This window comes from Bradyrhizobium sp. UFLA06-24, assembly GCF_054967145.1.
Map to the genome: position 1 here is coordinate 1 of NZ_JADFUE010000209.1, position 724 is coordinate 724.

The window sequence follows — 724 nt, forward strand, 5'->3', positions numbered from 1 at the left end:
TTGAGGAGCGCCATCGGCTTGCGCCGCAAGGAATGGATCACGTGCCGATAATCGACGACCTGATCGTGCTTGCCATTGGGATGCGGCCGCCCGCGCGGCAAGGTGAGGAGATGCGTGCCGCCGACAAACACGTCGAGGTGATCGTCATACAGGCGCACCCGCAGCCGATGGCCGATCAAGCGCGACGGCACCGTGTAGAACACCTTGCGCAAGGTGAAGCCGCCGGACGACGTCACGTGGACGATCACCTCTTCATAGTCCGACGTGCGGCGGTCCGGCAGATCCTGAAGTGCGCTACGTTCACTGTCGATCCGCTTGGCGTTGCGGGCATTGCGGCGGCTGGCGATCTCATCGATGAAGCCACGATAGGCAGCTAGATCGTCGAAGTCGGCGGTGCCACGCAGCAACAGCGCGTCGCCGATCGCTCGCTTGAGATGACCATGCGAACTCTCGATCGCCCCGTTCTCGTGGGCGATGCCACGATTGTTGCGGGAAGGCCGCATGCCGTAATGGGCACAGAGGTCTTCGTATCGCCGCGTCAGATCGTCTTTGGCGTCGCGGTCGAGATTGCAAAAGGCGGCCGACAGGCTGTCGGTGCGATGCTCCCGTGGCGCCCCACCGAGTGACCACAAGGCATTCTGCAGGCCTTCGGCCAGAGCGACGAAGCTCTCACCGCCGAGCACGACATGGGCGTGCTCAAACCCGGAATAGGCCAGCCGGAAGT

The 724-nt window shown here is 63.3% G+C and carries 1 pseudogene; it reads right to left on the minus strand.

Annotated elements, in window-relative coordinates:
* Nucleotides 1-724, minus strand: a pseudogene (istA, locus tag IF809_RS38680) (IS21-like element ISBj11 family transposase); the annotation flags it as partial.